Raw genomic sequence first — 25,640 nt, 5'->3', positions numbered from 1 at the left:
ACATGAGCCTGACTATCACCCTGCGCCGGCCCGACGACTGGCATCTCCATCTGCGCGATGGAGAGGTGCTGCAAACCGTCTTGCGCTACACGACAAGACACTTCGCGCGCGCGATCGTCATGCCTAACCTGAAGCCGCCAGTCACAACAGTGCAGCTGGCACGTGAGTATCGCAACCGCATTGTTGCTGCGCTCGACCCGGAAGCGCAATTCACACCACTGATGACCGCCTATCTTTGCGACCAAACGCCGGCGGAGGAGCTCCGGCGTGGGTTCGAGGAAGGCGTGTTCACGGCCGTGAAGCTATACCCGGCCGGTGCGACCACCCATTCTGAGTTTGGCGTCACGTCGACTGCAAAGGTTGCGCGGGCCCTCGAGAGCATGCAGGCCATTGGCATGCCTTTGCTGGTTCACGGCGAAAGCACCGATCCTGCGGTCGACGTGTTCGATCGGGAAGCAGTTTTTATCGAAGAGACATTGACTCCGCTGCTTCGGGACTTTCCGGAGCTCAAGGTCGTGATGGAGCACATCACTACCGAGCAGGCGGCGCAGTTCGTTTCCGGCGACGGCAGCGGGCGCCTTGGGGCGACCATCACGCCCCAGCATCTGCTGTTTAACCGCAATGCTTTGTTCATGGGCGGCATCCGGCCCCACTACTACTGCCTGCCCGTTCTCAAGGCCGAGCGCCACCGCCTGGCAATTCGTCGTGCCGCGACATCCGGTGATCCCCGATTTTTCGTTGGGACCGACTCGGCACCTCATCTGCGCGTGCTGAAAGAGGCTGCTTGCGGGTGTGCGGGGATCTTCAACGCGCCCAGCGCGCTGCAAAGCTACCTGAACGTATTCGAGGAAGAAGGCGCCCTCGACAAGTTCGAAGCTTTTGCCAGCGTGAATGGCGCGAACTTCTATGGTCTGCCGCTCAACGAAGGGACCATCACCCTACGAAAGCAGCCGTCCGAAGTGCCGGAGGACGTTCAGTTGCCCAACTGCGCAGCCATTCACCCATTTCTCGGCGGAAGCACGTTGCCCTGGACCCTCGTCGACGGCCCTTCACCGTAGGCCCTGATTCTGAGCTGCAAAGATTCGATGACTGCTTTTCGTATTGAACCTATAGTCTCTTTTTCGAGCCACCAGCTGTAAAAAGAGATGAATGCAAACACGGAGTTCAAGTCATCGATCGACTACGCCTCGCTCGGCGACCGGCTTCGAGCTTACCGGATTGGTGCGTCGCTGCTTGCAGAAGATGTGGCCGAGAAGCTGGGGATCTCGCGTGCAGTGGTCTATCGACTCGAAAGGGGCGAGATCGTCAAGATCGAGACCCTGGAGCGCCTTGCGCATCTGCTGGGTACTTCGATTGCGTCGCTGCTCGGCGTCGAGGTCGAGTACTACTCCAGCGCGTTGGGCCTGTTCGAGCGAATGAGACAGCTCGAAGAAACGTCCGAGCGGATCCTGTCGCACTTCGAGCCGATCTCGTTGCTGCTGACCTCGGACGACTATCTTCCGTACCTGCGCGAAATGCTCCTCGAAGCCTCGCCACGTGCAGCGGGCAAGGGCCCCAAGTCATCGGACATCGACACGATGCTGCAGATCATTCTCGAACGAAAGGCCTTCTTCGAGAAGCGCAAGCCACACATCGTCAGCCTGATCGGCCTTCGCGAGCTGGAGCGCTTCGTTCAGACGGGCCTGGTGGGGCGAGTCGATCTTCCCGACAGCATTCGCACCGAGCGCGTCCGGGCAGCTCGTCGAGAGGTCGCTCGCATCGCCGACCTGATGGAAAGCGAGCCGATCCACGTCCAGATCGGTTTGATCGACGATGCCATGCCGGCCTCCACCTTCCAGGTCTTTTCAGGCCCGAACCGCACGGTATTGGCAGTCAGCCCGTTTCGTCTCGGCGAACTGCCCAACGTGCGCAATGGCATCGCCACCGTCACGGCTTCGCCCGAGGCCGTGAGGATGTATGAAGAAATGATCGCGCGGCTCTGGAAGGGAGCCTACAAGGGGCAGGCAGGTGCGCTGAGCATCCGCAAGCTCCTGGATCGCATTCACTGAGAACCGAGGTAATCTTGAACTCGAACTATCTTGCCGCCGACGCGCGCCATTCGATCGCCGCCGCCTTGATCGACAGCGGCTGCGTATCGGTCAGAACAGACGAGCCGTTTCGCCTTCCGTCGGGCTGGGCCAGTCCGGTCTACATGGATTGCAGGCGCCTGATCTCCTTCCCCGAGGCACGACGCGAAGTGCTCGGGTGCGCGATCAAGATGTTGAGGGAGAGCGGCTGCCTGGACGGATTGGATGGGGTCGCCGGCGGGGAGTCGAGCGGTATCGCGCTGGCTGCCTGGGTGGCTGACGAACTGAATCTCCCAATGCAGTATGTTCGCAAACGACCGGCCGGTGACCGTCCCGTCGAGGGCATTGTCGGGAGTGGAGACAAGGTCCTTTTGATCGATGACGTCATGGCTGTAGGCCAGTCGAAAGTCCGGTTCTGCAAGGCCCTCCACGACGTGGGTGCTCATGTGAGGGACATCTTGGTCGTATTCCGCTATGACACCTTCCCCGCAGCTGCCGAACTCGATTCCACCAAAGTCAGGGTCCATGCGTTGGCCACATGGCAGGACGTGCTGGAAGTCGCTCGTGAGCGACGAGACTTCCCTGAACCGGCCATCGAAGAACTTCAGGTCTTTCTGAAGCAGCCCATCAGTTGGTCACAGGCGCACGGGGGTCTCGGCCCCGAGGCCAGTGGCCGGATGTGAACACAAGAGAGCACAACATGAACTTTCACGACATTTCCACACGATTCGCAACCATGGGCTCGGGGTCCGATGCGTTCAAGGCGCTATACAAGGACGCCTTCGAGTTGATGAAGCACGATCCCGAGAACGCGGGGTTGTACTTCCTGGTCGGGATTGCGGCCCAGTCCTATGTCCGCAGTTACGAGGATCAAGGGGTGACGGGCGAGTTCGCCGATCGCGCCAAGGCGACCCTGGTGAACTTCAATGCAAAGATCACGGAAGCCCTCGCGAGCACGCCTGAGAAGCGACTGAAGCTGCTGGGTGAGGTCGCCATCGACTACGAGTGGAACGTGCACGATTTCTGAACTCGCGACGCCGACCACGGACGCGCTGCCGCGCCGGGTCGTCTGATGGACCTACTTGCCGGTCTGCCTGTTTGCCGACGGCTCCCGTCGCACGGTGGAAGGCATGAGTTTGGCCATCCCGGTTGCGCGATGGCATCCTGAGCCAAGCTGAGCAATGGCGCGCCGATCTGGCCAATGAGCCGGGGCGCTCGACAGGCACCGCTCCAACTACCGGATGGACCGATGCGCAGGGGGGACTTCGCCGAAGTGCCGGGCAATAAGCATCCGCAGCCATCGGTGCGCCGGGTCGTTATGCGATCGGTCGTGCCAGTACATCAGGACATCGAACGGCGCGGTTTCGAACGGGCATGGCACGATCTCCAGCCCGCAGCGCGCTTTCATGAGCGCCGCCAGCGTGGACGGCGCAACGAGTACGCAGTCCGACTCGCCTGCGATCAGCGCGCTCAACAGGAAACTGGAAGACGTGGCCTTGACGGAGCGCGCCGGAAGCAACTGCGCAAGCGCTTGTTCCACGCGGCTGTGCGCATGTCCCAGAACGCCGGCTGAAACCACGACGTGATCGCTGGCGACGAAGTCCGCGAGCGAGAACGCGCTAGAAAGCGCCGGATGGCCGGCCCGCACGAGGCCGACATAGTGCTCCGTAAAAAGCCGCCGGCAGTGTATTCCGTTCTCCAGCGCGGGAAACGCGCCGACTGCGACATCCACCGCCCCTGATTGAAGCTCGTCGGGCAGGCTCTTGATCGCCAGCCGGTGTGCGTTGAAGCGAATGCCGGGCCACGCAGCGCAGTGTCGCATCAGCACGGGAATCAGCATCAGCTCGCCGACGTCGGAGGCTGCGATGGAGAAGGTCCTGTCGCTCGATGTCGGATCGAAGGACGAGACAGGCGCCAGTTGATCGCGCGCGATCTCGACGATGCGCGAGGCCGGTTCGATGGCCGAGAGTGCTCTGGGCGTGGGCTCCATGCCACGCGCCGTGGGCACGAACAGCGGGTCGTTGAACTCGCGCCGCAGCTTGGCCAGGCCGCGGCTCATCGCTGCATGGGAGATGCCGAGTTCCTCGGATGCACGGCGCAAGTTGCGGTGCCGTTGCAGGACCAACAGGGCTCGTAGCAGATGCAAATCGAGATCTGGCAGGCGCATGTCCACTCCTTGAGGCCGCATGTCGATTTTCGATGCGCGGCGTTCCACAAAACAGCGTTGCCGCATTGGAGCGGGGTCCGCAGACTTCAATGCGCGGCCCATCGCGGCCGTATGCCCGACGACTACCGAAACAGGCCGGCGAGCCGGCTGCAGAGCACAAAAGAAAATCATGCTGGAGACAAGGAATATGGACGACGAATCTCATATCAACTCGGATCCCCAGGTCCTCGTGGTCGGTGCCGGACCGACAGGGCTGATTCTCTGTCATGAACTGCTTCGCCGCGGAATCCGATGCCGCCTGATCGAGAAAAGGACGGCGCCTTCGGGATCCACGCGCGCATTCACGCTCCACGCCCGTACGATGGAGATGTTCGATCACATAGGTTTGGCACCACGCATCGATGAACTGCGCGAACGCTGCCCGGGCAACCGGTTCCACTTCCGGGAACTGACGCTGGACGAACAGCGCACTCCGACCCTTGACTTCGGGAGGCTGCCGGGTACCCAGTACAACTACTACGGCAAGGTCAACCAGAACGACCTGGACCGCGCGCTGCGGGCATCCCTGGCAGCGAACCACGCACTCTATCCGGAATATGGTGTCGAGTACCTGGACAGCGTGCAGGACGGCGATGCCGTGCGAGTGCGCCTTCGGCACGGCGGGGAGGAGGGTACTGTCGAGGAAGTCACGGTGCCTTGGCTGGTGGGCACCGACGGATCGCGCAGCAGCGTGCGTGCCGGTCTGGGGCTGGCCTTCGAGCAGCGCGAGGGCGCGTCCATGAGCATGTCGATGGTCGATGCTCGGCTCGAAGGCTTTCGCGGAGACCGGAACTGGGTGAATTACTACGTCAGCGAGAAAGGCTTCATGCTGGTCACGGGCCTGCCGGGGGGAAAGTTCCGCCTCTATCTCGCGGGAGAACTGGAGAAGCTGTTGCAGGACGCACCGCCGCAAAAGGCGTTTCAGCAGGGTTTGGACTTCTTCGATACTGGCGCCCGCATCGCTGAGATGGACTGGTCCTCGACCTGGGAGATTCGCAAGATTGTTGGCGAAACCTACAGCAAGGGCCGCGTCATCCTGTGCGGAGATGCCACGCATGTCCACTCGCCGGCCGGCGGACAGGGCATGAACGCCTGCATGCAGGATGCCTTCAACCTCGGTTGGAAGCTCGCCCTGCTGATCCAGCGGCGCGCCCAGCCCGGGGTGCTGGAATCGTACGGCGCCGAGCGGCGCCCGATCGCGCAGCAGGTCACCGCCGGGGCCGACCGCATGCATCAGATTCTCTTCAATGCGTCGATTCCGGTGGCCGAGCGCTTCAAGCTGACGCAGGATCCGGCCTGGCACGACGAGGCGATCCTGCGAATCTCCGCGCTCTCGCACAACTACCGAGGCGTGGACGGAACGCTCGGCAGCGTCGAGCTGCCTGCCTCGGCGCCCTTGCCCGGAGATCGAGCGCCGGATTGCGTTCTGTCGGAGCAGCCGCCGAGGATGCGCCTTTACGACGCACTTCGGCACCCCGGGTTCACGTTGCTGGTCGTGCCGGAATCCTCGGAACAGGTCTATGCGGCCTATGCCGAGTGCGCCAGCCAGCTCCGGCGGGCGTTCGGGCATCTTGTCAGGACCCTGCTGGTGACACCGGTCCGCGTGCCCGGGATCGATCCGGACGAACTGCTGCTCGACCCGTTGCAGCAGGTCCAGGCGACCTACGGTGGCGCAGCGAATCAACTCATCCTTGTCCGCCCCGATCTCTATATCGGCTTCCGCGGCACTCTCGGCGAGACACTGGGGCTGCAAGCCTACGTGGGCAAATGGGTGCCTGCGGCGCGTCTCGGACCATGAATCAGTTCATCTACACGGGTCGGGCCGCGCGTGTCGTGTTCGGTCCTGGCAGCTTGCGGCGCCTGCCCCAGGAGGTAGAGGCGCTGGGCGCCCGCAAGGCGCTCGTCCTTTCCACGCCCGAGCAGCACGACTTGGCGCAGCGTGCGGCCGCGCTGCTGGGCGCGCGGACCGCAGGGGTGTTCTCCGGAGCGGTGATGCACGTTCCTGTCGAGGTCGCGCGGGAGGCGCATGCGGTCGCGCAGCAACTCGGTGCGGATTGCGCGGTAGCAATCGGCGGCGGCTCCACCATCGGACTGGGCAAGGCCATCGCCCTGGAATCCGGCCTGCCTGTGCTGGCGGTTCCGACCACCTACGCAGGGTCCGAGATGACCAGCATTTACGGCCTGACCGAAGGCGGCCTCAAGCGGACGGGGCGCGACGACCGCGTGCTGCCGCGCACGGTGCTCTACGACCCGGAACTCACGCTCACGCTGCCGGTCAGCATGAGTGTGACCAGCGGCATCAACGCCATCGCGCATGCCGCGGAGGCGCTGTACGCTGCCAACACCAATCCGATCCTGAATCTGATGGCGGTCGAGGGGATCGCTGCCATCGGCCGGTCGCTGCCGCAAATCGCGCGGCCGCACCCGGGCGATGCATCGGCGCAGGCACGACTCCATGCACGCAGCGATGTCTTGTACGGTGCCTGGCTGTGTGGCAGCGTGCTGGCGAATGTCGATATGGCCATCCATCACAAGCTGTGCCACACGCTGGGAGGGAGCTTCGACCTGCCGCATTCGGAAACCCATACCATCGTCCTTCCCCACGCGCTGGCCTACAACGCGCCTGCCGCGCCCGAGGCCATGCGACGCATCGCCCAGGCGCTCGGCTCTGCCAGCGCACCCGGCGCCGTGTTCGATCTGGCGCGGGACAACGGTGCACCGGTGGCGCTGCGCGATATAGGCCTGCGCGCGGATCAGATCGACCGCGCCTGCGACCTGGCGCTGAGTCAGCGCTATCCGAACCCGCGCCCCCTGGAGCGCGACGCGATCCGGCAGCTCTTGATGGACGCGTTGGAGGGCCGGCGGCCGGCTTGATGCCTTCTTTCCCGCGCTGGGCGAGACCTGGCGCAACTCGCCGCGCTCAGGGCGGCGGCACGAGGAACCAGGAGGCGGTGCGCGCGTTCATCGAGAAGCGCGCTCCGAAGTTTTCCTGCCCCCCGACGCCGATCAGCCGATCCTCACCCGGTCGCAGCGGCGACATGGCGCTCGAGCAGTGCAACCGTTGCGACCGGTGCTTCGAGAGGCGGGTAATGGCCGACACCCGGCAGCACCTCCAGCGTGGCCTGCCGGTACCAGGCCAAGGTCGTCTCCCGAGCGGCGGCCGCCGAGCAGTTGCTGTCCTTCTCGCCGACGATGGCAAGCAAGGGCGCGGGCAGCTCACGCACCTGCTCATGTACATCGGTCTGCGCCGCATCGGCCGCATAGCTGACCAGGGCGCGGCCATCGATGCGCCCCCAGCTCCGGTCGACCACCGCGCGTGCCATGGCCGGGGCGCAGAGTCCCCCGGCGCCAAGGGCCACCAGTTCCTCGCGCCTTTGCCTTGAATCGGCGAGTTCCTGCAGCCACTGCCGGCGCCCCGGGTCACGGCTCGCGCCGCTGGCCGCGAGACCGGCGATCAGCACGATGGCGCATACCCGCTGCGGCAACGCAATGGCGAGCATCTGGGCTGCCAAGCCACCCAGGGAATGGCCCGCAGCTGCAAAGGTGGGCCAGCCCAGGTAGTCGACCAGCCGGACCGCATCGACGACCACCTCGCGCAAGGTATACAGGCCGGGCTCGCCTCGGGATTCGCCATAGCCGCGGTACTCGCCGACCGCGTACTGGAATCGGTCGAGGTCGGCGTAGGCCAGCATCTCGTCGAAAGCATCGCGGGTGCCCAGCAGGCCGGGAAAGAGGATCACCTTGTTCGGGCCGCGGCCGATCAGCTTGAACGATTTCATGACGGCCGCCCTCCCTGCTCGGGGACCAACGCTCGACGATCAGACATGGATCGGGTCCTCCACCTGCATCTGCTTGCGCAGCTGCGCGTGGTCCACGTCGAACTGCGGCGAGATCTTCAACTCGGCGCCCAGCCGCTCCTCCTCCTCGTCCATCTTGAAGCCCAGCGATTTGGTCGCTTCGAACATGACGCCGCCGGGCGTGCGGACATACACGGACTCGAAGTAGCCGCGGTTCTTGCGGTCGGAGAAGTCGGTGAAGCCCATGCCCTCCGCTTCGAATTTGATGCGGCTTTGGGTGTCGTAGTCCGGTACGTCGAAGGCACCGTGGTGCACGATGCCTTCCGCCAGTGTCCACATGCCTTGCCGGAGATCGGGTGCGTGAAGGATGTCGATGCGGCGGCCCGCGCCGCCTTCGCCGGCCTCATAGCGCGTGAACTTGCCGTCATGCATCGTCGGCCGGAAGTGCCAGGCATCGCGCATGAAGATGTCCATGTCGTCGAGTTCGCGCACGGTTGCCGTCCAGTTGTGGAAGCCCCTGACCGCGTGGCGCTCCGGCACATACTCCGAGCGCCATGGCTTGCGCGTATCGCCCGCATCCTCGACCACCTCGAAGTCGATGCCCGCGTGCACGACGCGCAGGTAACGCTCGCCGAATCTTTGCGACTCCTCCTCGATCCGGATGCCGTGCCGTCCGAAGTGATCGCGCCAGAACTCGAGCGAGCCGGCCGGCACCGAGTACGCAATGGCCGTGAACTGGCCTGAGCCCTTGCGGCCCACCAGCTTGGTGCGGCGCATGGGGAAAGTGGTCATCACCGTCCCCGGCGTGCCGTCGGCGTCACTGAAGTAAAGGTGGTAAATCGGAATGCGCCCGTCGTAGAACAGGGTCTGCTTGATGAAGCGCTGCCCCATGACCTTGACGAAGAAATCCACATCCCCTTGTGCCGTGGCGGTGCACAGCGTGATGTGATGAAGGCCGCGAATGAGATTGCCGTCCATATGCTCCTCGAAGAAGATGCGACCCTGCATCACGATCGGAATGAGAGATGCCGCACGGGTCTGCATCGAGTATCGAAAGGCGTACGCGCAGGCACCAGCGCCGAATCGCCATACACCGCATGCCTGATCGGCATGTGGGCCAGGCGCCTTCGGGTTTGCGGGAATTGCGTCGGCGACGAAAGGCCGGGACGATCCTTCGCCCCATCCATCAGTAAGAGCGGCCGATCGACGACCGGAGACGAGAACTTGGACTTCCACAAACTGCCGCAGATCGATCTGCGGCTGCTCGTCGTTTTCGACGAGATCCGAAAGCACCGCAGCCTGACGCTGGCGGCCGACAGCCTCGGCGTCACGCAATCGGCTATGAGCAAGTCGCTGCATCGCCTGCGCCATCAGCTGGGCGACTCCCTCTTCGTTCGAACCCAGAAGGGCATGGAACCCACCGCGCGAGCCAAGGCGCTCGAGGGGGCCGTATCCGAGATTCTGCGCACCTTCCACGAAAAGATCGCGGTGGCGCCGCCCTTCGAGCCGGATTCCTCCAACCGGATCTTCTCGATCCACGCGTCGGACATCGGCATGTCCGCGTTTCTGCCGGTGCTCGCGCAAGAACTCGGGCGCCGCGCGCCGCGTTCGCGCATCGCCGCGATCACGGGCAATCAGAAAGAGGTGATCGAAGCGCTGGAAGCCGGCGACATCGACCTGTCCCTGGGCGCCTTCTCCACGCTGGACGAGCCCGGCATCTTCCAGCAGCGGCTGTATGTCGAGCGGTACATCTGCCTGGTGCGGCAGGGCCACCCGGTCCTGGCGCTACCGCATTTCGACGCGCAGGCCTTCCGTGAACAGTCCCATGTGGTGATCGGCAGCGGCAGGTCGGGCCATGCGCATGGCCGCGCCGAGGCGATCCTGCTGGAGGAGATCGACCCTGCGCGCGTGGCGATGAAGGTGTCGGGTTTCATCCTGGCCGCAATGCTGTTGCGCCAGTCGGACCACGTGCTCACGATCCCATCGGTGGCCGCCCTCACGTTGGCGCCCGAGCTCGGCCTCGTGCCGCTGGACTGTCCGATCGAACTGCCGGAGTTCACGGTGTTCCAGTACTGGCACGAGCGCTTCTCGCACGATCCGGCGGTCCAGTGGCTGCGCAGCCTGATCCACGACGTGTTCGGGCGGCCCGACTTTCTCGTCCCGAAGCGTTGAAGGGCTCGGGGGCTCTGCTCCCGAGCGACATCATCAGTCTGGCCGCCGGCCTTCGAACGCATCCATGAGGAGCTTCTGGATGCCCGCACGTTCCAGCGGACGGGGATTGGGGTAGCGGTTGCTCAGTGTTAGATCGCAGGCCCTGTCCACCTGGTCGACACGGAATCCGAGTTCCCGCAGCGCGGTCGGCGCGCCAAGTTCCTTCGCCAGGTCGAACAGGCGTTGCGGCGCGTTCGTTCCGCCGAGCGCTCGCGCGATCCTCTGCATCGCGTCCGGCGCCGCCGTCGCGTTGTAGGCCAGCGTATGGGGCAGCATGACGGTGTGCGTTTCCGGATGCGGAAGGTTGAAGCTGCCGCCGAGCGTATGGCAGAGCTTGTGATGGATCGCCATGTCCACGTTCGCCAGGACGCTGCCGCACAGCCAGGCGCCATACAGCGCATCGCCGCGCGCCTGCAGCACGGCCGGCGGCAGCGGTTCGTCACGCCCTGGATGCGCGATGTGCGGCAGAGCGCGTGCGATGGCGCAGATGCCTTCCACGGCGAGCAGGTCCATGACCGGATTGCTGTTGGCGGCGTAGAGCGCTTCCGCCGCATGGGCGATCGCATTGAACCGTGCATATCAGCAATCTCGACATCAAGACCATGACGATCTTCTCGAACGTCATGCGACTGCGGAACCTGTCGCAGGCGGCATCGCATCTCGGTCTGACGCAGCCCGCCATCAGCCAGGCGATCACGCGGCTTCGCAAGCATTTCGGGGATGCGCTGCTGGTGCGCACGGGACGGGGAATGGAACCGACGCCCAGAGCACTCGAGCTGCTGGAGGGCATCGATGCCGTCCTGGCGATCGTCCACGAGAAGCTGGAGTCACGGGCGGCTTTCGATCCCACGGGGGCACGCCGCACCTTCACCTTCTATTCGACCGACTTCGGCGCGACCTTGCTGTTGCCGCGCCTGGTGAACGCGCTGCGCGAGGTGGCGCCGAACATTGCGGTGCGCGCGCACACCAACAACTTCAAGCCCGCGGCGCATCAGCTGGAAGCCGGGGAGGCCGACCTCGCCTTCGGCGCTTTCACCGACCTGGGCGGCACCTTCTATCAGCAGCAGCTGTTTCGCGACCACCATGTCTGCCTGGCGGGTCGCCTGTTCCCGCCCGTGACCACGCTGGGCAAGAGCGCGTTCCGTGCCGCATCGCACGTGGTGGTGCGGCCGCTGCCGCAGGGCTACCACATGGTGGAGGAATTGATGCGCAACGAGCTCACCTCAGGGCGCGTGGCCCTGGAGGTGCCGAACTTTCTGTCGCTGCTCATGGTGCTGCGCGAGACGGACATGCTGTGCACTGTGCCGGCACGCGTGGGGCTGGCGGTCGGGAAGCTGCTGGGGCTGCGCAGCTTCACGCCGCCGTTTTCTCTGCCAACGTTGAACATCAAGATGTTCTGGCACGAGCGTTTGCACCGCGATCCCGCGCACCAATGGCTGCGCGCGCTGGCCGCTCAGCGCTTGCGCATGAGCTGAGCTGAGCCGAACGCTCGCTGTCGGCCTCGGGTAGTCGGTATACCCTTCCTCGACCGAGGCCGTGCGTAGCCCGTGGGTGCTTTCAAACACGAGGGGATTCAATGGCGCGCCATCCTGAAGCGGCGCACCAGATGCGGGTTGGAGATGAGCTGCCTGCCGAACCCCACCGCATCGGCCGTACCGTGTGCAACCAACTCGGCGCCTGACGCGACGTCGAACCCGTCGTTCGCAATCACGGGGCCTGCGAACTCCGTCCTGAGCTTGTCCGGCAACGCGCCGGGCCCGCCGGTTTCGCGAACGAAAAGGAAAGCCAGCTTCCGCTTGACCCAACACCTCCGGGACATCTGAGCTGCTGCCGGTTTCAGCGAGGCGATGCTCCCTGTTTCCCGCCGTCTCGATGAGGTGCCATGCGCACCACCAGTGCACCGGCGGCCGCTGCAGTGGACAGCGCGACCACTGCGATCCATCCCCACTGTGAAAGCAGCAGACTGCCGCCCGCGGAACCGATCGCCATGCCGAGGAACATGACGACGAACAGAACGGCGTTGAGCCGGCTGCGAGCGCCTGGCTCCAGCCCGTAGATGATGGTCTGATGGGCGATCAGCGTTGACTGGAAGCCGAGATCGAAGCCGATCGCAGTGACGACGAGCAGCGCCAGCTGCGCCGTCACCGGCAGCAAGGGTGCCAGCGCCATGGCGGCGAAGGAGATCGCGACCAACGCGGTGCCGAGCCGGGTCACGCGCTGGGGCCCGTGAGCATCGGCCAGGCGGCCGGCGATGGGCGCGGCCAGCGCGCCGGCCGCGCCGGCGAGCCCGAAGGCACCTGCGGCCGCGCTGCCGAGATGGAAGGGCGCGCCGTGCAGGAGCAGCGCCAGGGTCGACCAGAATGCGCTGAAGCCAATGGCCAGCAGACCTTGCGCAAGAGCGGCACGGCGCAGGCCCGGGTGCCGTTGCCAGAGACGGGTCATCGACCCCAGCAGGGCGCCGTAGCCCAGGTGAGTGGTCGGCCGGAACTTCGGCAGTCCCCGCCATGACGCGACGCCGATGGCTGCGATGGCCACCGCGGCCATCACGAACATGGATCGCCAGCCGAAGTGCTCGGCGACGAAGCCACTGACCACGCGGGACAGAAGAATGCCCATGAGCAAGCCGGTCATCACGGTGCCGACCACCTTGCCGCGATGCGACTCCGGCGCCAGTGTCGCGGCGGCGGGGACGATGTCCTGCGCCATGGTGGCAGACAGGCCGATGACCAGGCTCGCCAGCAGTAGCACGCCCACGGACGGCGACGCGCCGGCCAGGAGCAGCGCCGCGGCGAGCACCGCGGCCTTGATGAGGATGATCGTCTTGCGGTCGAAGCGATCGCCAAGTGGCGCCAGCAGCAGGATGCCGAAGGCGTATCCGAGCTGCGTGAGGGTCGGAACAAGGCCTGCCTGGCGCACGGATGCGCCGGTTTCCTCCGTCAGCTGGCCCAGCATCGGCTGGGCGTAATACAGCGATGCCACCGCCAGCCCCGCGCCGCAGGCGAGCAGGAAGACCAGGCCCGTGGAAAGTGCTGGTGCGGAAGCCGCAGCAAGAGGCAGTTCAGGCTGCGGTATCGATCGAGTCGCGCTCACTTGGAGCTCCTTGTTCGTCATGGTTGAGACCAATGAAGTATGTTGTTCGGCTCCCCGCACTGGTAGCCGTCGCAAGGACAGAACTGATATACGCTTTGCGCATGAAACAAGGCACGAGGGACGTTGCCGGTGATCGTCTGCTCCTGATGCAGACCTTTGTCCGGATCGTGGAGGCGGGCAGTCTTTCCGCCGCCGCATCGCAGCTCGGGGCCGCGCAGCCCACGATCAGCCGGCGGCTGCAGTCGCTCGAGAAGATGCTGGGGTTCGTCTCGTGCATCGGTCGACCCACGCCATGACGCTCACCGAAGACGGGCGGCGATGTTTCGAGCGATCCAGGGAGCTGCTTGCCGCATGGGAGGTTTTCGAGACCGAGATGCGGATCACGGCCGCCGAACCCGAAGGGACGCTGCGCGTGGTCGTGCCGCATGCCTTCGGGCAACAGCAACCTGGGCGTCGCCGTGGTGTCGGCCTGGCTGGTGGCCGACGATATCGAACAGGGTCGTCTCCTTCACCTGGCGCCGCAGTGGCAGGCCGCGCCGCTTCCAATCTACCTGGTCTACCGGCACGCGAGCTTCTACCCGGCCAAGTTGAAGCGATTCGTCGAGGCGATGAAGACGGCCATGCCCAAGGTCGTGCACGGCCGCGCGCACGAGGCTTAGCGAATCAAGGCCCGCCGAGCACCCTCGCCATCGCGCGCTCGAGTTCGGCGCGCGTGCAGGGCTTGCGCAGCAGCGGCCACTGCTGCGGCTGGTCGAGCAAGCCGCTCGAATAGCCCGACATCAGGAGGATCGGCAGCGCGGGCCGCTGCGCGTGCACGGCAGCCGCCAGTGCGGTCCCTCGCATGCCGGCGCCGAGCAGGATGTCGGTGAGCAGCAGGTCGACGTTCACGTTGGTCGCCAGTTCCTCGAGCGCCTGTTCGCCCTGCCTGCAAAGGGTCACCTCGCAGCCCATTGCGTCCAGGAGCCGGCTGATGACCGCGCTGACCTCGGCGTCGTCCTCCACGAGCATCACGCGCAGCCCGTGCGGGACGCGCTGCGGCGCGCCGGCATCGGACAAGTCCTTCGTCTCCTCGTCCGTCACCCGCGGCAGGTAGATCGTGACGGTGGTGCCCACTCCCGGCGTGCTCTGGAGGTTGATGGTTCCCCCGGACTGCCTGGCGAAGCCGTACACCGTGGACAGGCCCAGGCCGGTGCCCCGTCCGCTTGCCTTGGTGGTGAAGAAGGGTTCGAAAGCGCGCTCCTTCACGGAGTCCGGCATGCCCACGCCCGTATCGGCGATCGAGATGGCGACGTAGGCTTCCTCGCCGTCCGCGCCGCTGTCCGCGCCGAGATCCGGCGGAAGCGCCGCCGCCGCGTGGCATTCGAAGGCCAGGGTGCCGCCCTGGGGCAAGGCATCGCGGGCGTTGATCGCCACGTTCAGCAGGGCGGATTCGAGCTGCACCGGGTCGGCCATGCACAGGACCTCTTCGGCATCGAGCGTGATCATGATCCGCTGGTCGAGCGTGCGCCGCAGCATGTCGGTCAGGGAGCGCAGCAGCGCCGGCGTGTCGATCGGGATGGGCTCCAGCACCTGCCGCCGGGAAAAGGCCAGCAGCTTGCTCGTGAGCTCGGCGCCGCGGCGCGTCGCGCGGGTGGCCGCGTCGACCAACTGCTGGATGAAGGGGTCGTTCGCGTAGGCCGGCGTGTCCTCCAGCACCTGGAGATTGCCGGAAATGACGGTGAGCAGGTTGTTGAAGTCATGGGCGACACCGCCCGTGAGCTGCCCCACCGTCTCGAGCCTTTGCGCGTGGTCCAGGGCCTCTTCGCTGCTGGCGCGCTGGAGCACCGTGGCGAGCATGCTCGACAGCGACTCCAGGAAGCGCACCTCGTCGTCGCCGAAGGGCCGGGGTGTGCGCGATCGGACCGCGACCGTGCCGATGATCCGCCCCCGGTCGGCCAGCGGCACCTGCAGCTCGCAGACCAGGCCGGCCTCGACGTAGCGCCGTGGAATGACGAAGCGCTTTTCGCTCGTGTAGTCGCCGACCAGCACCGGCTCGCCGCTCGCGACCACTGAACCCGCGGGCGAGTTGCGCTCGACGGGCAAGCGCTGGCCGAGCGCCTCGTCGGGGAGCAGGCCGACGCCTGCCGCGATGCGCAGCTCGACGCCGCTCGGCTCCAGCAGAAGGATCTTCGCGGACTCCACCTGGAGCGCCTCCGCGGCCATGAGCGGAACGCGGTCGAGCAGTTTCTTCGGGTCGCGCGCTGCCACGGCCAGGCGGCCGAAGCTCGCCAGGCATTCGGCGTAGCGGGTGCGCTGCAGGGCCTGCCTGACGCGCGGGTAGGCGCTGACGCTGCGGATGGCGGCCACCACGTAGGGCAGGCCGTGGTCCTGCAGGGGGCTCAGCGCGATCTCCACCATCACTTCGCTGCCGTCCTTGCGCCGGGCCACCAGGTCCATCTGCGTGCCCATGGGCCGGGAGCGCGGCTGCTGCGCGTAGGCGGTGCGATACGCGGCATGGCGCGGCCGGATCGCGTCGGGCACCAGTTCCTCGACCGAAAGACCGCCCAATTCCCCGGCGGTGTAGCCCAGGAGCTCCACCGCTGCAGGGTTGGCCAGGACGATACGGCCCTGGGTGTCCACCAGCACCAGTGCATCGGGGTATGCCACGAACAGCGAGCGGAATACGGTGTCCATGGGGTCCACCTTTGCGCGGTCGGTCATCTCAAGCTGCCTCGACCTTGGGTACGAGGATGTAGCCCGCGCCGCGCACCGACTTGATGATCTGCGGATTGGCGGGATCGTCTTCCAGCTTGCGGCGCAGGCGACCGACCTGCACGTCGATCGTGCGGTCGAAGGGGCCCCCGTCGCGCCCGCGCGTGTGCTCGAGCAGGAAGTCGCGCGACAGCACGCGGCCGGGGTGCGTCACCAGCGTGTTCAGAAGGTCGTACTCGCCTGCGGTCAGCGGCACCTCGTTGCGGGCGGGGTCGAGAAGGCGCCGCGCCGCGGTATCCAGCTCGAAGCCCGCGAAGCGATGGCAGGGCAGGGCGGGTGAAGACGGTGAAGCGACCGAAGCGGCCGAAGCGGGCAGCGCGCCGGCCTGGCTGCTGTCGGCGGCCGAGGGCGCGAGCCGGCGCAGTACGGCCTTGATGCGCGCCAGCAGCTCGCGCATGTCGAAGGGCTTGGTCACGTAATCGTCGGCGCCGACCTCCAGGCCGACCACCTTGTCCACCGCGTCGCCACGGCCCGTGACGATCACCAGCCCGCAGCGCCAGTGCTCGCGCAACTGGCGCGCGACGGCAAAGCCGTCCTCGCCGGGCAGGCCCAGGTCCAGCAGCACCAGGGCGGGCGTGTCCCGGGCCATGAGTTCGAACAGGGGGGCGCCGGAATGCAGCTGGGTGACGCGGAAGCCCTGGTTCTGCAGATAGCCCGCGAGCAGGGCGGTGATGTCGACTTCATCGTCAAGGACGGCCAGGTGGATAGGGGCGTTCACGGCTGGTATGGTAGCCAGTCGCGATGCAGGCGGCGGGCCTGCGCAGCTCAAGGGGGCTTTACGCCGTCTCAGGGCAGCAGCACGGCGGCGCCATTCAGCCGTCCTGCGCGCAGATCGGCCAGCGCCTCGTTGGCCCGCGCCAGTGGATACGTGGTGACGTGCACCTGCGGCGGCTGCGCCTGCGCGATGGCGAGGAATTCGCGCCCGTCGCGGCGCGTCAGGTTGGCCACGGAGACGAGCTGGCGCTCTTCCCACAGCAGGCGGTACGCGAACGAGGGAATGTCGCTCATGTGGATGCCGCCGCAGACCACGCGCCCGCCCTTGCGGACCGCCTTCAGCGCGGCAGGCACCAGCGCGCCCACGGGCGCGAAGATGATCGCGGCATCGAGCGGCTCGGGCGGCAGTTCGTCGGCGCCGCCGGCCCAGGCGGCCCCGAGGCTTCGCGCGAAGTCCTGGCCGGTCCGGTCGCCCGGCCGCGTGAAAGCATGCACCTGGCGGCCCTGGGCGGTCGCGACCTGGGCGATCAGGTGGGCGGCCGCGCCGAAGCCGTAGAGGCCCAGCCGCAGCGCTCGCTCGCCGGCGGCCTTGAGGCAGCGCCAGCCGATGAGGCCGGCGCACATCAGCGGCGCGACTTCCTCAGGCGGCCTGGCCACGTGGAGGGGCAGGCAATAGTCGGCCTCGGCGATCACGTGGGTGGCGAAGCCGCCGTCCCGGTGGTAGCCGGTGAAGCGCGGCGTGTCGCAGAGGTTCTCGGCGTCCTGTGCGCAGTAGGCGCAGTGGCCGCAGCTGTGCCCCAGCCAGGGCACGCCGACTCGGTCGCCGATGCGATGGCCCTGCACCCCCGGGCCGATGGCTTCCACGCGGCCAACGATTTCGTGGCCCGGCACGATGGGTTGCACAGGCAGCGCGAGCTCGCCATCGACGATGTGCAGATCGGTCCGGCAAACGGCGCAGGCCAGTACGCGCAGCCGCATTTCGCCGGCGGCCGGCTCGGGCAGCGGGCGCTTTTCCATCCGGAGTGGCTGCCCGGCAGCGGGCAGGACCATGGCGTTCATCATTCCACGTTCCTCGCACAGTCGAGTGGGTAGCATGCATCGCAGGGACCGCGCTTGCCTTGCGCCAGCGCAAGAGCCCGCCCCCAGGCGGGCGCAAGGGGCGCGGCTTGGCGAGAGGCCCCGGCATCGACCGGAAGCTGGCTTGATCAGGATCAAGGCCGAGGCCGGCGGGGCCGCCGACACTGGCCGGATTCCGAACCGGGCACGTCGCCACCGAAGGAGTCCCCCCCATGTACGAGCGCATCCTTGTACCCATCGACGGCAGCGCGACATCGATGCGCGGACTGGACGAGGCCGTGCGCCTGGCCAGGCTCACAGGCGGGGCGATCCGCCTGATCCACGTCGTGGACGAGCTGAAGTACGTCACCGGCTTCGAGAGCTTCGCCGCCTATAGCGGGGACATCGTTCCCTTGATGGCTCAAGCCGGCAAGGAGGTGCTGGCGCAGGGCCGGGAGCGCGTCCGGCGGGCCGGCATGGAGGCCGAGAGCGTGCTGTTCACATCCCTGGCCGGCCGCGTCTCGGAGCTGGTCGTCGAGCAGGCGAAGGCCTGGCAGGCCGACCTGATCGTGATCGGCACGCATGGCCGCCATGGCGTCGCGCGCGCGCTCCTGGGCAGCGACGCCGAGCAGGTGCTGCGCATGGCACCGGTGCCGGTGCTGCTGGTCAGGGCGAAGTCGGATACGAGGGACGACGAGGGTGCGCAGGCCCCGGTGCCCGACGCGGTCAAACTGCAGGCATGAGCTTGCAGCAAACGCCTGAGGTCGGTCTCGCCCGTCGCCGCGTGGAGGCGCTGCGCGAGCGGCTGCGCCGCGATACCGGGGAGCCCGTCGCATTGATCGAAACCCATATCTCCTGGGTGCTGCTGACGCGGCAGATGGCCTACAAGTTGAAGAAGCCGGTCGCGCTGGGCTTCGTCGATTTCCGCACCCTGGATGCGCGCCGACGGTTCTGCGAGGAGGAGCTGCGCCTGAACCGGCGGCTTGCACCCGCGCTCTACGTGGCGGTGCTGCCCGTGTGCGGCACGGACGAAGCGCCGCACCTGGGCGGCGCGGGCGCGGCCATCGATTTCGCCGTCAGCATGCACCGCTTCTCCGAAGATGCGCTGCTGCGTCGCCTGCTGTCGGCGGACGGCCCGATCGAAACCTGGATCGAGCAGCTCGGCCATCACCTCGCGACCTTCCATGCGCAGGCCGCGGTGGCCGCGCAGGAAACGCCCTTCGGCGGTCCGGCCCTGGCGGGACGTCCGGCCATCCAGACCCTGGCCCGCCTGCGCATGGCGGGCGGCGCGCGGCCGCCGGCGCCTCTGCGGGCCTGGGTGTTCGAGCAGGCGCGGGCGCTGCGCACGGCCTGGGCGGCACGCAAGCGCGACGGCTGGGTGCGCGAATGCCATGGCGATCTGCACCTGGAGAACCTCGTCCTGCTCGACGGCAGCCTCACCGCCTTCGACTGCATCGAGTTCGATCCGGCCCTGCGCTGGATCGACGTGATGGGCGACATCGCCTTCCTCACCATGGACCTGAAGGCGCATGGCCGGCCCGACCTGGCCTGGCGTTTCCTGGATGCCTACCTGCAGCGGGGCGGCGACTACGCGGGCCTGCCGGTGCTGCGCTTCTACGAGGTGTACCGGGCCCTGGTGCGTGCGCTGGTGACCCGCCTGCGCGGGGCCACGGACATGCCGGACTACCTGGCACTCGCGAGCCGCCTGGCCCACGAAGCGGATGGCGCACCTCGCCTCATGATCACGCACGGCCTGTCGGGCTCGGGCAAGTCCACGCTGGCGGCGTCGCTCGTGTCGGCCACCGGATCGATCCGCATCCGCTCGGACGTCGAGCGCAAGCGGCTCTTCGGCCTGTCCGCCCTGGATCGTTCGAACGAGCGCAATCACGAGGTCTATTCGGAGGACGCGACGCGGCGCACCTTCGCGCGCCTGGCGCAGTGCGCCCGTCTCGGCCTGCAGGCGGGGTACCCGGTGATCGTCGATGCGGCCTTCCTGCGGCGCGAGGAGCGGATGGCCTTCCGCGCCCTGGCGGCCGAGCTGCGGGTGCCCTTCGCGATCCTGGCCTGCCGTGCCACGCAAGCCCAGTTGCGGCGGCGGGTGGCGGCGCGTGGTCTGGAGGGCCGGGACGCCTCGGAGGCGACGGTTGCCGTGCTGGAGCGCCAGCTCGCGACGCACGAGCCCCTGGCGCCCAACGAACTCGGCTTCGCGCTCGAGGTCGCCACGGACCAGCCGGTGGACCTGGTCGCACTCGCCGCCCGGTGGATGGCGCGGCGGCACTGAGCGGCCGCGGCGCCTTCACTCCACCGCCAGTGCCCCGGTGGGCTGGCTGACCCGGGTCACCTCGTCCGTCGCCGCCTTCTGCTGCGGCTTGGGTGCCCGCACCAGCAGCACCGGCACGGGCGAGGCGCGCAGGATCTGCTCGGCGCTGCTGCCCATGACGACGCGGCCGACGCCACGTCGTCCGTGGGTGCCTATCACGATCACGTCGGCCGGCCACTGGGCCGCCTCATCGAGGACCCGTTGATGGACGGAGCCGGAGAAGGTATCGCACAGTTGGGCTTCGACTTCGACCCCGGCCGCCTGAGCCGCGTCCCGCCCCTCGGCCAGGATGCGCCGGCCGTTCTCGCGCAGCATGTTGAGCCAGTTGCCGGCATGTCCGGCATAGGCGTCCATGGAGAGGGCGAAGGAGAGGTCGTCGATCACGTGGTAAAGCCGCAGCCGCCCCTGCGAAAGTCTGGCCAGCGCAATGGCTTCCTCCAGGCCTCGCTTCGACGTGGGGCTGCCATCGAGGGGGACAAGAATACGTTGATACATCGCGTGCTCCTGGAACTCGGCTTCAGATGAGACCAGTATGGGCAGCACGTGGCCGTGGACCTTGATCTTGCGCAAGGATGCGCCGCGGGATCGCGGGATCGCGCGATCGTGCGATGGGCGATCAGGATGGATGAGACGGCGGTACCGCTGGTCCGGGCGGTTGGCCCTGCGCGAGGAGGGCCTCCAGCCGATCGATGAAGACGCGCAGCCCGTCGAGGAGGTAGGTGCGCGCCGCGGTGGTCGTCAACCAGGCCGCGCGGTCGACCTCGGGGTAGCGCATCTTCTTGCCCGACCGAGGCGGCCACTCCAGCTCGAAATCGTTCGAGACCAGCGCTGCCGGATCGCCATCGCCTTCGAAGGCCCAGGCCGACACGATCTTGCCCGAGCGCTGGCGCGCTTCGCCGAGCGCCTCGAACCGCGTGCCGACCGCGAAGCCGGTCTCCTCGGCGAACTCCCGGCGTGCCGCCTCGAGCGCGTTTTCCGTGGCCGGGTCGTACTCGCCCTTGGGGAAGGTCCACGCGCCCTCGTCGCGCTTCGCCCAGAAGGGCCCGCCCGGATGGACCAGCAGGACCTCGGGCCGGCCGCTGCGGCGACGGTACATGAGAAGGCCGGCACTGCGTCGTGGCATGGACGCCATTGTGGTCGCGTACGACCACCGGCGCCCCCCCCTTGCCTCAGTCCGCCCGGATATTGTTGGCCTTGACCACGTCGCCCCAGGTCTTGAACTGGGTTCGGACAAGGCTGCCGAGCTCCTCGGGCGTGCCGCCGCCCGGCTCGTCGCCGCGTTCGAGGATGCCCTTCGTGATGGCCTGGTCCTTCATGGCGGTGTTGAGCGCCGCGTTCGCCTTTTTCACGATGTCCTGGGGCAGGTTGGGCGGCCCGAACAGGCCGATGAACGACAGCACCTCGAAATCCTTGAGGCCGGCCTCGGCGGCGGTGGGGACGTCGGGGAAGCTCGGCACGCGCCTGGCGCTGGTCACCAGCAGCGGGCGCAACTGGCCCGACTTGATGAAGGGCGCGATCACCGAGGTGGCATCGAACATCGCATCGAGCCGCCCGGCGATCAGGTCCGTCATGGCGGGGCTGCTGCCCTTGTAGGGCACGTGGTTCATCGACACCTTGCCCAGGCGCTCGCGCAGCAGCTCCATGGTGACGTGCGGCAGCGCGCCGACGCCGCCCGTGCCGTAGTCGATGCCCTTGCCGGCCTTGCTGCGGGCCTTGACCAGCTCGACGAAGTCCGCATAGGTCTTGACCGGCGAAGTGGCCGGCACGGCCAGTACCAGCGCGGACTGCAGCATCACGCCGATCGGTGTGAGCTGGCGCGGGTCGACGAGGCCGATGGTGGTGTAGACGTGCGCGGAGATCGTCATCGAGCCGTTGCCCACCAGCAGCTTGGAGCCGTCGGGCGGCGCCTTCATCACGTCGACCGCGGCCAGGTTGCCGTTGACGCCGGCCTTGTTGTCGATGACCACCGGCTGGCCCAGGCTGTTCTGCAGGCTCGCCAGCAGGACGCGGCCCGCGAAGTCGGTCTGGCCGCCGGGCGGGTAGCCGACCAGGAGGGTGACGGGCTTGGTCGGCCAAGGGGTGGTCTGGGCCCACGCGGTGGGCGCCGCGAGGGCGGCGATGCCGAGTGCCGTGGCGAGCAGGGCACGGCGGCGCGAAGTGGGGGCGGCGAGGGATGTCATGGCGCTCCTGGTCAGGTAAGAGATGGGATAGCGCTATCCTAGGACAGCGCTATCCAAAATCGATAGGGGTTTGCACCTACCGTTTTCCCAAGAGAGAAGGATGAACGGCTGCCAGGGTCTATCGGTGTGGGCTTGGACAACGCTGTCTGATAAAGTCCGGCCAGTCGAACCGTTCCCGCATGCCGCCCCGTTCCGCCCATCCTCGTTCCACCGGCCGCGTCACCCTCGCCGACGTGGCCGCCATTGCCCGCGTCAGCCCGATCACGGTGTCGCGGGCCTTGCGGGGCGAGCGTTCGGTCGATCCGGAGCTGGTCGCCCGCGTCAAGGCGGCCGCCGACCGGCTCGGCTATGTGCCGGACCCGGCGGCGAGGGCGCTGGCCTCGCGCCACAGCACGCACGTCGCGCTGCTGGTGCCCATGCTGTCCAACTCCCTGTTCGTCGACCTGCTCGAAGCCGTGCAGGGCGCGTTGCGCCGAGAGGGCTACCAGACGCTGATCGGCGTCACGCACTATGACGCCGGCGAGGAGGAGCAACTGCTGCGCGAGCAACTGCAGCATCGTCCGGCCGGCCTGCTGGTGACCGGGCTGGAGCAGAGCGAAGGCACGCGCGCGTTGATCCATGGCAGCGGCCTGCCTTGCGTGCACCTGATGGAAACATCCGCCGCCCAAGGCGTGTACAGCGTCGGCTTCTCCCAGGCCGACGCCGGTGCGGCCCTGACCCGCCACCTGCTGGAGCGCGGCCACCGCCGCATCGCCTTCGGCGCCGCCCAGCTCGATGCGCGGACCCTGCAGCGCCTGGCCGGCTGGCGCCGCGAGATGCAGGCGGCCGGTCTGCATTCGCCGACGCTGGAGTGGCTGAACCCGGCGCCTTCGTCGCTCTCGCTGGGCCGCACGATGTTCGAACAGATGATCGCGCAGTCGCCGCCCCTCGATGCGATCTTCTTCTGCAACGACGACCTGGCGCAGGGTGCATTGCTCAGTGCATTGCGGCTTGGCATTTCGGTGCCGGAGCGCATCGCCATCGCCGGGTTCAACGACCTGACGGGCAGCGACCAGATGCTGCCGCCGCTGACGACCGTGCGCACGCCGCGCGCGGAGATCGGGGCGGCTGCGGCGGTGATGCTGCTGGGGCTGATGCGGGGTGAGGTGCCGCCTTCGGCGTGCGTGGATCTGGGGTATGAGGTGGTCGTGCGGCAGAGCAGCTGAGAGGACAGCTGAGAGGACAATGCAGGGCTGGACCAGATCGAATGACACCGAACGAGAACCGCGAAAACACGGGGCTGCAGCCCGATCCGCCTCGCAAGCCGAGCGTTGCCGAGGCCATGCGCGTGTCGGTTGCGCCCATGATGGACTGGACTGATCGGCATTGCCGCTTCTTCCACCGCCTCCTCACCCGCCGCGCGCTGCTCTACACCGAAATGGTGACCACCGGCGCCCTCCTCCACGGCGACGTGCCGCGCCATCTGCGCTTCCATGCCGAGGAACATCCCGTCGCGCTGCAACTCGGCGGCAGCGAGGCGGCGGACCTGGCGCGATGCGCGAAGCTGGGCGAGGACTGGGGCTACGACGAGATCAACCTCAATTGCGGATGCCCCAGTGAACGCGTACAGCGCGGTGCCTTCGGGGCCTGCCTGATGAAGGAGCCACAGCTGGTGGCCGACTGCGTGAAGGCGATGGTGGACGCGGTGAGCGTGCCGGTCACGGTCAAGCACCGCATCGGGGTGGACAAGACCGAGTCCTACGAATTCGTGCGCGACTTCGTCGGGCGGGTGAGCGAGGCCGGCTGCCGCACTTTCATCGTCCATGCGCGCAACGCATGGCTGAAGGGCCTGTCGCCCAAGCAGAACCGCGAGATCCCGCCGCTGCGTTACGAGCTGGTGCACCGGCTCAAGCATGACTTTCCGGACCTGTCGATCGCCATCAACGGCGGCTTTGCCGACGAGGGCGAGATGCAACAGCACCTGCGGCTGCTCGACGGCGTGATGGTCGGGCGCGAGGCCTATCACAACCCCTGGTGGCTGGCGCGCTGGGACGAGGTCTTTTTCCGGGAGGCACCTTCCGCGCTCACGCGCGAAGCGGTGGAAGCAGCGATGTGCGACTACATGGCGCGCGAGGCGGCCGAGCACGGCACGCCCTGGTCCAACATCGCGCGGCACATGCTGGGCCTGCGCAACGGGCTGCCCGGCGCGCGCCGCTGGCGGCAGGTGTGGAGCGACCACCGGCTCAAGGCGCTGCCGCCGCACGAGGTGATGGCGATTGCGCGCGCGGCCGCGCCCGCGCGTGCCGACGAGGACGCCGGGCCGCAGCCGGCGGCGCAGGCACTGCCCTGAGCCGTCCGCCTCGGCGCCTGCCGGCCGGCGAAGTTCAGGCCGCCATCAGCCGCGCCTCGGGCACGTCCTCGATGGTGGTGCGGCGCAGCTCGCGGCGCTCGGCGATGTCGTAGCGCCGGCCGCGGTGCAGGGTGCTGCGGTTGTCCCACATCACCAGGTCGCCCACCTGCCATTCGTGACGGTAGACAAACTCGCGCTGGGTTGCGTGTTCCAGCAGGTCCTGCAGGTACATGCGCGACTCGGCGGTGGGCCAGCCGATGATCTGACGCGCATGCACGCCGACGAAGAGCAGCTTGCGGCCGGAACCGGCATGCGTTTCGACCAGCGGCCAGACGGCGGGCGGGATGGTCTTCTTCTGCTCGTCGGTATAGGCCTCGTCGCCCAGCAGGATGCGGGTGTGCAGGGCGTAGTGTTCGGCGCGCAGGTCCTGCAGCTCGGCCTGGGTGCGCTCGGGCAGCGCGTCGTAGGCCGCGCGCAGGTCGGCGAACTCGGTATTGCCGCCCCAGCTCGGCAGCACCAGCGCGTGCAGCATGGAGTAGGCGGCACGCGGGTTCTGGAAGGAGCTGTCGCTGTGCCAGAGCTGGTTGGCGAAGTTCGACAAGTTCTTGGGCGAGTCGCGGCGTGCGACATTGCCCTCGGCGTCCACGTTGGAGATGTCGATCAGGCGCTCGTCCTCCAGGCGTTCCTGCCGCTTGAAGACCTTCTTGAGGCCCAGGTCCAGGGGGCCGAAGGACTTCGCGAAGTCGATCTGCTGCTGGCCGGTGAGGGGCTGCCCGCGCCACACCAGCACGGCGTACCGGTTCATGGCGGCGTTGATCTGGCGCACCTCGGTGTCGGACAGGGGGCGGGTGATGTCGATGCCGCTGGCTTCGGCGGCGAACAGGGGATGGAGGGGCTTGAGTTCGAGGGGCATGGGGTCG

24 protein-coding genes and 2 pseudogenes are annotated in these 25,640 nt (G+C 67.2%); 13 read left to right on the top strand and 13 right to left on the bottom strand.

The genetic code is table 11. The features are described from left to right. The first annotated feature begins 2 nt into the window (after nt 1-2). From pyrC to ABEA07_RS25130, 4 genes are all read left to right on the top strand, one after another. Entirely contained in the window at nt 3-1,058 is a 1,056-nt protein-coding gene (gene pyrC / locus ABEA07_RS25145) for a dihydroorotase (RefSeq protein ID WP_345541306.1), read from the top strand. 87 nt (nt 1,059-1,145) lie between these two features. After that, a complete protein-coding gene (locus ABEA07_RS25140) occupies nt 1,146-2,048 on the top strand; it encodes a helix-turn-helix domain-containing protein (RefSeq protein ID WP_345541305.1) in 903 nt (300 codons plus the stop codon). A 14-nt stretch (nt 2,049-2,062) separates the two neighbouring features. Next, nucleotides 2,063-2,749, top strand: a complete 687-nt coding sequence (locus ABEA07_RS25135; protein ID WP_345541304.1) for an orotate phosphoribosyltransferase — start codon at nt 2,063-2,065, stop codon at nt 2,747-2,749. Between the two features lie 17 nt (nt 2,750-2,766). Next, on the top strand, nt 2,767-3,093 hold the full coding sequence (locus tag ABEA07_RS25130; RefSeq protein ID WP_345541303.1) for a hypothetical protein: 327 nt from the start codon (nt 2,767-2,769) through the stop codon (nt 3,091-3,093). 207 nt (nt 3,094-3,300) lie between these two features. On the opposite strand, the gene ABEA07_RS25125 is transcribed toward ABEA07_RS25130, so the two are convergent. Then, nucleotides 3,301-4,233 (bottom strand): LysR family transcriptional regulator, encoded by a 933-nt coding sequence (locus ABEA07_RS25125; RefSeq protein ID WP_345541301.1) that lies wholly within the window; start codon nt 4,231-4,233, stop codon nt 3,301-3,303. A gap of 187 nt (nt 4,234-4,420) precedes the next feature. Here ABEA07_RS25125 and ABEA07_RS25120 point away from each other — a divergent pair, with 187 nt between their 5' ends. Together ABEA07_RS25120 and ABEA07_RS25115 are read left to right on the top strand one after the other, a co-directional pair. Beyond that, the gene (locus ABEA07_RS25120; protein ID WP_345541300.1) at nt 4,421-6,070 is read left to right on the top strand and encodes an FAD-dependent monooxygenase; all 1,650 of its coding nucleotides are present in this window, start codon (nt 4,421-4,423) and stop codon (nt 6,068-6,070) included. Next, a complete protein-coding gene (locus ABEA07_RS25115; RefSeq protein WP_345541299.1) occupies nt 6,067-7,146 on the top strand; it encodes a maleylacetate reductase in 1,080 nt (359 codons plus the stop codon). Before ABEA07_RS25120 ends, ABEA07_RS25115 begins: the two co-directional genes overlap by 4 nt. Before the next feature lie 143 nt (nt 7,147-7,289). Here the strand turns inward: ABEA07_RS25115 and ABEA07_RS25110 are convergent, their stop codons facing one another. Continuing rightward, complete coding sequence (locus ABEA07_RS25110) at nt 7,290-8,051, bottom strand: alpha/beta fold hydrolase (RefSeq protein WP_345541298.1); 762 nt, start codon at nt 8,049-8,051, stop codon at nt 7,290-7,292. Nucleotides 8,052-8,090: 39 nt separating this feature from the next. After that, nucleotides 8,091-9,047, bottom strand: coding sequence for a VOC family protein (locus ABEA07_RS25105; RefSeq protein ID WP_345541297.1), 957 nt, complete (start codon nt 9,045-9,047; stop codon nt 8,091-8,093). Between ABEA07_RS25105 and ABEA07_RS25100 the strand changes: the two genes are divergently transcribed. Then, nucleotides 9,018-10,241: a LysR family transcriptional regulator gene (locus ABEA07_RS25100; RefSeq protein WP_345541296.1), complete on the top strand. Its 1,224-nt coding sequence runs from the start codon at nt 9,018-9,020 to the stop codon at nt 10,239-10,241. The genes ABEA07_RS25105 and ABEA07_RS25100 overlap by 30 nt on opposite strands. A gap of 33 nt (nt 10,242-10,274) precedes the next feature. On the opposite strand, the pseudogene ABEA07_RS25095 reads toward ABEA07_RS25100, so the two are convergent. Beyond that, nucleotides 10,275-10,847 (bottom strand): annotated as a pseudogene (locus ABEA07_RS25095) (dehydroquinate synthase/iron-containing alcohol dehydrogenase family protein); the annotation flags it as partial. Nucleotides 10,848-10,852: 5 nt separating this feature from the next. On the opposite strand from ABEA07_RS25095, the gene ABEA07_RS25090 reads away from it, so the two are divergent. Further along, nucleotides 10,853-11,755 carry a LysR family transcriptional regulator gene (locus ABEA07_RS25090; RefSeq protein WP_345541294.1) on the top strand — a complete coding sequence of 301 codons (903 nt, stop codon included), beginning with the start codon at nt 10,853-10,855 and terminating at the stop codon, nt 11,753-11,755. Nucleotides 11,756-11,853: 98 nt separating this feature from the next. On the opposite strand, the gene ABEA07_RS25085 is transcribed toward ABEA07_RS25090, so the two are convergent. After that, nucleotides 11,854-11,991, bottom strand: a complete 138-nt coding sequence (locus tag ABEA07_RS25085) for a hypothetical protein (RefSeq protein WP_345541292.1) — start codon at nt 11,989-11,991, stop codon at nt 11,854-11,856. A gap of 125 nt (nt 11,992-12,116) precedes the next feature. Further along, nucleotides 12,117-13,352 (bottom strand): MFS transporter, encoded by a 1,236-nt coding sequence (locus ABEA07_RS25080; RefSeq protein WP_345541417.1) that lies wholly within the window; start codon nt 13,350-13,352, stop codon nt 12,117-12,119. Nucleotides 13,353-13,471: 119 nt separating this feature from the next. Here ABEA07_RS25080 and ABEA07_RS25075 point away from each other — a divergent pair. Next, nucleotides 13,472-14,029: pseudogene (locus tag ABEA07_RS25075) on the top strand (LysR family transcriptional regulator). Between the two features lie 4 nt (nt 14,030-14,033). Here ABEA07_RS25075 and ABEA07_RS25070 read toward each other — a convergent pair. From ABEA07_RS25070 to ABEA07_RS25060, 3 genes are all read right to left on the bottom strand, one after another. Continuing rightward, entirely contained in the window at nt 14,034-16,070 is a 2,037-nt protein-coding gene (locus ABEA07_RS25070) for a PAS domain S-box protein (protein ID WP_345541290.1), read from the bottom strand. Nucleotide 16,071: 1 nt separating this feature from the next. Next, nucleotides 16,072-16,839: a winged helix-turn-helix domain-containing protein gene (locus tag ABEA07_RS25065; protein WP_345541289.1), complete on the bottom strand. Its 768-nt coding sequence runs from the start codon at nt 16,837-16,839 to the stop codon at nt 16,072-16,074. Between the two features lie 68 nt (nt 16,840-16,907). Next, nucleotides 16,908-17,894: a zinc-dependent alcohol dehydrogenase family protein gene (locus tag ABEA07_RS25060; protein ID WP_345541415.1), complete on the bottom strand. Its 987-nt coding sequence runs from the start codon at nt 17,892-17,894 to the stop codon at nt 16,908-16,910. Nucleotides 17,895-18,124: 230 nt separating this feature from the next. Here ABEA07_RS25060 and ABEA07_RS25055 point away from each other — a divergent pair, with 230 nt between their 5' ends. Both ABEA07_RS25055 and ABEA07_RS25050 read left to right on the top strand, forming a co-directional pair. Then, on the top strand, nt 18,125-18,634 hold the full coding sequence (locus ABEA07_RS25055; RefSeq protein WP_345541288.1) for a universal stress protein: 510 nt from the start codon (nt 18,125-18,127) through the stop codon (nt 18,632-18,634). Beyond that, on the top strand, nt 18,631-20,172 hold the full coding sequence (locus ABEA07_RS25050) for a bifunctional aminoglycoside phosphotransferase/ATP-binding protein (protein ID WP_345541287.1): 1,542 nt from the start codon (nt 18,631-18,633) through the stop codon (nt 20,170-20,172). The genes ABEA07_RS25055 and ABEA07_RS25050 overlap by 4 nt, the downstream gene beginning before the upstream one ends. A gap of 15 nt (nt 20,173-20,187) precedes the next feature. On the opposite strand, the gene ABEA07_RS25045 is transcribed toward ABEA07_RS25050, so the two are convergent. From ABEA07_RS25045 to ABEA07_RS25035, 3 genes are read right to left on the bottom strand one after another with little or no spacing between them, the layout of a single operon-like run. Continuing rightward, nucleotides 20,188-20,781, bottom strand: coding sequence for a universal stress protein (locus ABEA07_RS25045; protein WP_345541285.1), 594 nt, complete (start codon nt 20,779-20,781; stop codon nt 20,188-20,190). Between the two features lie 46 nt (nt 20,782-20,827). Continuing rightward, on the bottom strand, nt 20,828-21,334 hold the full coding sequence (locus ABEA07_RS25040; protein ID WP_345541284.1) for an NUDIX hydrolase: 507 nt from the start codon (nt 21,332-21,334) through the stop codon (nt 20,828-20,830). 46 nt (nt 21,335-21,380) lie between these two features. Then, nucleotides 21,381-22,391, bottom strand: coding sequence for a Bug family tripartite tricarboxylate transporter substrate binding protein (locus tag ABEA07_RS25035; protein WP_345541282.1), 1,011 nt, complete (start codon nt 22,389-22,391; stop codon nt 21,381-21,383). A gap of 179 nt (nt 22,392-22,570) precedes the next feature. Between ABEA07_RS25035 and gntR the strand changes: the two genes are divergently transcribed. Both gntR and dusA read left to right on the top strand, forming a co-directional pair. Then, entirely contained in the window at nt 22,571-23,596 is a 1,026-nt protein-coding gene (gene gntR, locus ABEA07_RS25030) for an HTH-type transcriptional regulator GntR (protein WP_345541281.1), read from the top strand. 41 nt (nt 23,597-23,637) lie between these two features. Continuing rightward, complete coding sequence (gene dusA / locus ABEA07_RS25025) at nt 23,638-24,720, top strand: tRNA dihydrouridine(20/20a) synthase DusA (protein ID WP_345541280.1); 1,083 nt, start codon at nt 23,638-23,640, stop codon at nt 24,718-24,720. Between the two features lie 34 nt (nt 24,721-24,754). On the opposite strand, the gene ABEA07_RS25020 is transcribed toward dusA, so the two are convergent. Beyond that, nucleotides 24,755-25,633 (bottom strand): TauD/TfdA dioxygenase family protein, encoded by an 879-nt coding sequence (locus ABEA07_RS25020; RefSeq protein ID WP_345541279.1) that lies wholly within the window; start codon nt 25,631-25,633, stop codon nt 24,755-24,757. Nucleotides 25,634-25,640: the final 7 nt, after the last annotated feature.

Source organism: Variovorax defluvii, assembly GCF_039541515.1.
GTDB lineage: Bacteria > Pseudomonadota > Gammaproteobacteria > Burkholderiales > Burkholderiaceae_C > Variovorax > Variovorax defluvii.
The sequence above is the reverse complement of the archived record's forward strand: the minus strand, read 5'-3'. Positions and strand labels throughout refer to the sequence as shown.

Excerpts from the sequence above, each read along its gene's own strand:
- pyrC (WP_345541306.1), top strand. The coding sequence starts at position 3 with ATGAGCCTGACTATCACCCTGCGCCGGCCCGACGACTGGCATCTCCAT.
- ABEA07_RS25140 (WP_345541305.1), top strand. The coding sequence starts at position 1,146 with ATGAATGCAAACACGGAGTTCAAGTCATCGATCGACTACGCCTCGCTC.
- ABEA07_RS25130 (WP_345541303.1), top strand. The coding sequence starts at position 2,767 with ATGAACTTTCACGACATTTCCACACGATTCGCAACCATGGGCTCGGGG.
- ABEA07_RS25125 (WP_345541301.1), bottom strand. The coding sequence starts at position 4,233 with ATGCGCCTGCCAGATCTCGATTTGCATCTGCTACGAGCCCTGTTGGTC.
- ABEA07_RS25120 (WP_345541300.1), top strand. The coding sequence starts at position 4,421 with ATGGACGACGAATCTCATATCAACTCGGATCCCCAGGTCCTCGTGGTC.
- ABEA07_RS25115 (WP_345541299.1), top strand. The coding sequence starts at position 6,067 with ATGAATCAGTTCATCTACACGGGTCGGGCCGCGCGTGTCGTGTTCGGT.
- ABEA07_RS25110 (WP_345541298.1), bottom strand. The coding sequence starts at position 8,051 with ATGAAATCGTTCAAGCTGATCGGCCGCGGCCCGAACAAGGTGATCCTC.
- ABEA07_RS25100 (WP_345541296.1), top strand. The coding sequence starts at position 9,018 with ATGAAGGCCGCGAATGAGATTGCCGTCCATATGCTCCTCGAAGAAGAT.
- ABEA07_RS25105 (WP_345541297.1), bottom strand. The coding sequence starts at position 9,047 with ATGGACGGCAATCTCATTCGCGGCCTTCATCACATCACGCTGTGCACC.
- ABEA07_RS25070 (WP_345541290.1), bottom strand. The coding sequence starts at position 16,070 with ATGACCGACCGCGCAAAGGTGGACCCCATGGACACCGTATTCCGCTCG.
- ABEA07_RS25060 (WP_345541415.1), bottom strand. The coding sequence starts at position 17,894 with ATGAACGCCATGGTCCTGCCCGCTGCCGGGCAGCCACTCCGGATGGAA.
- ABEA07_RS25055 (WP_345541288.1), top strand. The coding sequence starts at position 18,125 with ATGTACGAGCGCATCCTTGTACCCATCGACGGCAGCGCGACATCGATG.
- ABEA07_RS25050 (WP_345541287.1), top strand. The coding sequence starts at position 18,631 with ATGAGCTTGCAGCAAACGCCTGAGGTCGGTCTCGCCCGTCGCCGCGTG.
- ABEA07_RS25040 (WP_345541284.1), bottom strand. The coding sequence starts at position 21,334 with ATGCCACGACGCAGTGCCGGCCTTCTCATGTACCGTCGCCGCAGCGGC.
- ABEA07_RS25035 (WP_345541282.1), bottom strand. The coding sequence starts at position 22,391 with ATGACATCCCTCGCCGCCCCCACTTCGCGCCGCCGTGCCCTGCTCGCC.
- gntR (WP_345541281.1), top strand. The coding sequence starts at position 22,571 with ATGCCGCCCCGTTCCGCCCATCCTCGTTCCACCGGCCGCGTCACCCTC.
- dusA (WP_345541280.1), top strand. The coding sequence starts at position 23,638 with ATGACACCGAACGAGAACCGCGAAAACACGGGGCTGCAGCCCGATCCG.
- ABEA07_RS25020 (WP_345541279.1), bottom strand. The coding sequence starts at position 25,633 with ATGCCCCTCGAACTCAAGCCCCTCCATCCCCTGTTCGCCGCCGAAGCC.